The sequence below is a fragment of the Citreimonas sp. genome (assembly GCF_042096055.1).
Lineage (GTDB): Bacteria > Pseudomonadota > Alphaproteobacteria > Rhodobacterales > Rhodobacteraceae > Citreimonas.
Map to the genome: position 1 here is coordinate 1 of NZ_JBELMH010000139.1, position 4,667 is coordinate 4,667.

Consider the following 4,667-nt stretch of genomic DNA (forward strand, 5'->3'; position numbering starts at 1 on the left):
CGGTAGTGGCGCAGCGAGTAGCCGGCCGGGTCGAAGGACAGCATCTCGGGCGTGAAGGTGAAGAAGTTCTCGGCGTTGAAGCTCAGCGGCATGACCACGAGGATCGGCGTGATGAGGAACACGAAGATCGCGCCGCAGATCACCCGGAACGCGTAGTGCCACAGCACCTGCCCGCCCGTGAGGTAGGGCGGCAGGAACATCCGGTACCGCCCGCGACCGACCCAGTAGATGAACCAGCCGATGAACCAGCCGAAGAGGCCGCCCAGGACCAGCCCCGGCAGCGCGCCAATCAGGAAGCCAGCGACCAGGAACAGCGCGATGCAGCCCCAGCGCACGGCCTTCTCGTGCTCGGTCCCGACCACGGCCAGCGCCAGCCAGGCGAGCCCCGCGCACAGCGCGAAGCCGATGACGATGCCCAGCAGGCCCGAGCCCTGGGCGGTCCCGACGAAGAGCCCAAAGAAGGCCCCCGCCGCCCCGACCACGGGAAGCGTGAAGGAGAAAGGCAGCGTCTTGGTCTCGGTGATGACGACGGCGTCCGACATGCCTCAGCCCCCCAGCTTCACGTTGTCGATGCCCACGATCTTGTCGTAGGCCCAGTAGAGCACCAGCACCACGATCAGCAGGATCGAGCCCAGCGCGGCCGCGAGGCCCCAGTTGAGCGAGGACGAGATGTGGTAGGCGATGCGGTTCGAGATGAACGTGCCGGTGGTGCCGCCGACGATCTCGGGCGTGATGTAGTAGCCGATCGACAGGATGAACACGAGGATCGAGCCTGCGCCGATGCCCGGCACCGATTGCGGGAAGTAGACCCGCCAGAACGTCGTCCAGTTGGTGGCGCCAAGCGATTTCGCCGCGCGCACGTAGCTGGGCGGAATCGTCGACATGACCGAGTACATCGGCAGGATCATGAACGGCAGCAGGATGTGCGTCATCGCCACGATCGTGCCGAACTGGTTGTTGATCATCACCAGCCGGCTGCCATCGCCGACGAGGCCCAGCCAGACCAGCACGTCGTTGATCACGCCCTGCTGCTGCAGCATGACCTTCCATGCGCTGGTGCGCACCAAAAGCGAGGTCCAGAACGGCAGCAGCACCAGGATCATCAGCAGGTTCGCGGTGCGCATGGGCAGGTTCGACAGCAGGTAGGCCACCGGGTAGCCGAGCAGGATGCAGCTGAAGGTAATGGTCAGCGACAGGAACATCGTACGCTGCAGCAGCAGGCCGTAGATCCGCTCGTTCTCGGGGCGGAACTCGGGGCCGTCCGGCGTCTTCTGCATGTCGGCGGCGTTGAGGAAGTACCCGGTCGTGTAATCCGGCAGGTAGGTCTGGATCGTGCGCCACGGCCCGATCATCAGCCAGTCGTCGTCGGCCTCCTCGAAGAAGTCGCGGAAGCTCTGCGTCTCGACGTCGGCGAGGCCGGCCTTCAAGTCGACCAGCGCTTGGGCCTGCGGACCGGAGAAGGCGGCAAGCTCGGCCTCGGGCGTCTCGGCGAGGTCCTGCGCCAGCGCGACGTAGACCGCTTCCCACGGCTCTTCCTCGGCGATGGCGTCCTCTTCCTCGAGCACGGTGATCAGCGCGAAGTCGGCGTAGGCCTCGGCGGTGCGCGGCAGCAGTTCCGCCACTTCGGCCGAGGGCGTATAGCCGATGTCGATGCTTCCGGGCGCGGGCTCGCACGCGGCGAAGGTGGCGCACCACAGTGTGCCGATGGGGCCGCGCTGACTTTCATCCATCAATGCCAGGACAACGTCGCGCCGCGAGTCGAGCAGCGCCTCGCCGCCCTCGCCGCCCATGAACGACACCCAGAACTCGGCCTCTTCCCACTCGGGGGCGAAATCCTCGATGTACTCGACCTGCGCCTCGCGAAAATCGTCGAGATCGCGGCCGGTGCCGCGGAACAGCGAAGACATGCCGGTGTTCTCGTAGTTCAGACGCTGCCCCAGGCGGGTGTGCTGGCGCGCCTCGACCGCGGCGAAGAGGTCGTAGTAGAAGGCCTCGTAGACGGCTTCCGACGGCGGCTCGCCGCTGGCCGAGTCCCATTCGGGCAGCACCTGTGCGGTGCGCGGCAGCGTGTCCGATACGATCTGGTTCTCGACCGAGCGGAACAGCATGTCGAGGATCGGCGCGATGAACGTGATCAGCACGAAGATCAGCAGCGGCGCGATCAGCATCAGCGCCCGCAGTTTCTGCGCCCGCAGCGCCCGGCGCAGCGACTTGCGCAGCGGCGTGCCGTCGGCGGCGAGGACGGGGCCCTTAGCGTCGGCGGCGGCCAGGCCCTTCTCGGGGGTGGGCGCGTCGATCGCGTTGGCGTTTGAGGTGGCGTCGCTCATGGCTCAGGTGCCCTCGACTAGGATGATCGTGGAGGTCGCGGTCCGGCGGCGGATCTCGGCGATCTCCTGATATTCGGGGTCATGGTAGGCGCGGTGCGCGGTCTCGTAGTCGGGAAATTCGATCACCACGTGCCGGTTCTGCGTCTCGCCTTCGGGCGTCTCGGACTGTCCCCCGCGCACGAGGAACTTGGCGCCGTAGGATTCAAGAAGCGGCGTGTCGCGCTCGACGTATTCGCGGTACGCCTGCGGGTCGTTCACCGTGATGTGGCCGATGATGTAGCCCTTGGGCATGTCATCCCTTTCCCTGTCAGCGTGTCCCGCAGCGTCCTTCGACGCGAGCCGGAACCGCCTGCCCTCCGGTCGATGCCGGCGGCGCTTGTTGGTGGGCCTTGCGGCCGTGGTGGGGTGGCAGAGCGGGCGGGACCCGCTCTGCCGATGTCATGCGCCGGGCGTCACGCCCGGCAGGACGGGCTCAGCGTGCGAGCCACGCCTGGAACTTCGCGTCGATGTCGTCGCGGTAGTCGGCCCACCACTCGTAGTTCTGCACGAACGAGTTGGACGCGTTGTCCGGGTTGGTCGGCATGTGCGGCGCCATCTCGATGCCCAGTTCGGCATGGGTGGAGACCAGCGGCGCCGAGGACTGACGCGCCGGGCCGTACGAGATGTACTTGGCCTGGTCCGCCAGACGCTGCGTATCGGTGGCGAAGTTCAGGAAGTCCTGAACGCGCGCCAGTTCGGCGTCGGACAGGCCCTCGGGGATGATCCAGCCGTCGATGTCGTAGACCTGCGCGTCCCACAGCATCTCGAGCGGCTGATCCTGCTCGGCGATCGCCGAGAAGAAGCGGCCGTTGTAGGACGAGCCGATCACGGCTTCGGCGTCCGCCATGGTCTGGATGCTTTCCGCGGCCGAGGTCCACCAGATCGTCTGGTCCTTGATCGTGTCCAGCTTGTCCAGCGCGCGCTGCTGGCCTTCCTCGGTTTCGAGCACGTCATAGATGTCCTCGAAGGCGACGCCGTCGCACATCAGGGCCCATTCCATGTTGTTGATCGGACGACGCTCGAGCGTGCGGTTGCCCGGGAAGTTCTCGGTGTCGAACAGCGCGCAGATGTCTTCCGGCGTACGGCCTTCCCACTCTTCCACGTCAGTGCGGTAGGCGTTGGTGATCGAGTACGCGATCTGCGGAATGAAGCAGTCGGACACAATCATGTCGCCGAAATCGTCCGTGGCCGAGGTGCCGTCGGGCGCATCGGCGAGGATCTCGTCGTGGTCGACCTCCATCGCCAGGCCCTCGTCGCACAGGCGCATGGCGTCGGCCGCCGTCACGTCCACGAGGTCCCAGGTGATGTTGCCGGCCTCGTCCATGGCGCGCAGCTTGGCGACTGCCTCGGGCGAGCTTTCGTCCCAGGTGACGCTGACGCCGGGGTTCATCTCCAGGTAGGGCTCGACATAGGCCTTGAGCTGGCTTTCCTGGTAGGCGCCGCCCCAGCTGACGATGGTCATCTCGTCGGCCATCTCGACGTGGCTTTCGGCGTTCGCGCCGGCAGCGGCGACGGTCAGTGCCGTGGTCGCAAGAAGCGTCTTGGTCAGTTTCATATCATACTCCCTAGTCACCCGTTTGGCGAATTTGTGGGGCCGGGTCACGGGCAGAGACGTCCGACCCTCGACTTGACCGCGCGCATCCCGAAAGGACCGCGCGGCAACTGGATCTCAATGCGCGTCGAGCGCGCGGCAATCCTCGGGCATCCATCCGATCTCGATCTCTTGCCCCGGCTGCAGCCGCACCTGGTCGGGTGCGTTGCGGGTCTTGATGACGAAATCGTCCTTGCCGGCCACCCGGAGGCGCGTGCGGAAGATGTCGCCCATGTAGACGAATTCCAGCACCTTGGCCTTGAGCGTGTGCGCGCCCTCGCCCAGACGGTCCTTGTTGATCTCGACCCGCTCGGGACGGATCGATACGCGCGTGCGCTCGCCCGGCTTGCTGACGTTGACCGGGTTGGCGTCGATCAGTTCGCCACCGTCGAGCTTGACGGTGCAGCGGCCGTTGGCGATGTCCTGGATCGTGCCCTCGAGCGTGTTGTTCTCGCCGATGAACTGCGCGACGAAGCTGTTCTCGGGGCGCTCGTAAAGCTCGTCCGGCGCCGCCAGCTGCTGGATCTTGCCGTCATTGAACACGGCGACCCGGTCCGACATGGTCAGCGCCTCGGTCTGGTCGTGGGTCACGTAGACCACGGTGATCCCCAGATCGTGGGCGAGGTTCGTGATCTCGAACTGCATGTGCTCGCGTAGCTGCTTGTCGAGCGCGCCGAGCGGTTCGTCCATCAGCACCAGCTCGGGCTCGA

Annotated in this window: 4 protein-coding genes and 1 pseudogene; all 5 read right to left on the reverse strand. The window is 66.1% G+C overall.

Going from position 1 to position 4,667, the window contains the following annotated elements:
* Nucleotides 1–542 (reverse strand): annotated as a pseudogene (locus ACFDTC_RS17505) (ABC transporter permease); the annotation flags it as partial.
* A 3-nt stretch (nt 543–545) separates the two neighbouring features.
* Entirely contained in the window at nt 546–2,327 is a 1,782-nt protein-coding gene (locus tag ACFDTC_RS17510; RefSeq protein ID WP_375260162.1) for an ABC transporter permease, read from the reverse strand.
* 3 nt (nt 2,328–2,330) lie between these two features.
* Nucleotides 2,331–2,618, reverse strand: coding sequence for a DUF1330 domain-containing protein (locus ACFDTC_RS17515; RefSeq protein WP_375260163.1), 288 nt, complete (start codon nt 2,616–2,618; stop codon nt 2,331–2,333).
* A gap of 181 nt (nt 2,619–2,799) precedes the next feature.
* On the reverse strand, nt 2,800–3,921 hold the full coding sequence (locus ACFDTC_RS17520) for an extracellular solute-binding protein (RefSeq protein ID WP_375260164.1): 1,122 nt from the start codon (nt 3,919–3,921) through the stop codon (nt 2,800–2,802).
* Nucleotides 3,922–4,035: 114 nt separating this feature from the next.
* Nucleotides 4,036–4,667: ABC transporter ATP-binding protein (locus ACFDTC_RS17525; RefSeq protein ID WP_375260165.1), on the reverse strand; the 632-nt coding region annotated here is incomplete at its 5' end.

Coding starts and splice junctions, on each gene's coding strand:
- ACFDTC_RS17510 (WP_375260162.1), bottom strand. CDS start 2,327: ATGAGCGACGCCACCTCAAACGCCAACGCGATCGACGCGCCCACCCCC.
- ACFDTC_RS17515 (WP_375260163.1), bottom strand. CDS start 2,618: ATGCCCAAGGGCTACATCATCGGCCACATCACGGTGAACGACCCGCAG.
- ACFDTC_RS17520 (WP_375260164.1), bottom strand. CDS start 3,921: ATGAAACTGACCAAGACGCTTCTTGCGACCACGGCACTGACCGTCGCC.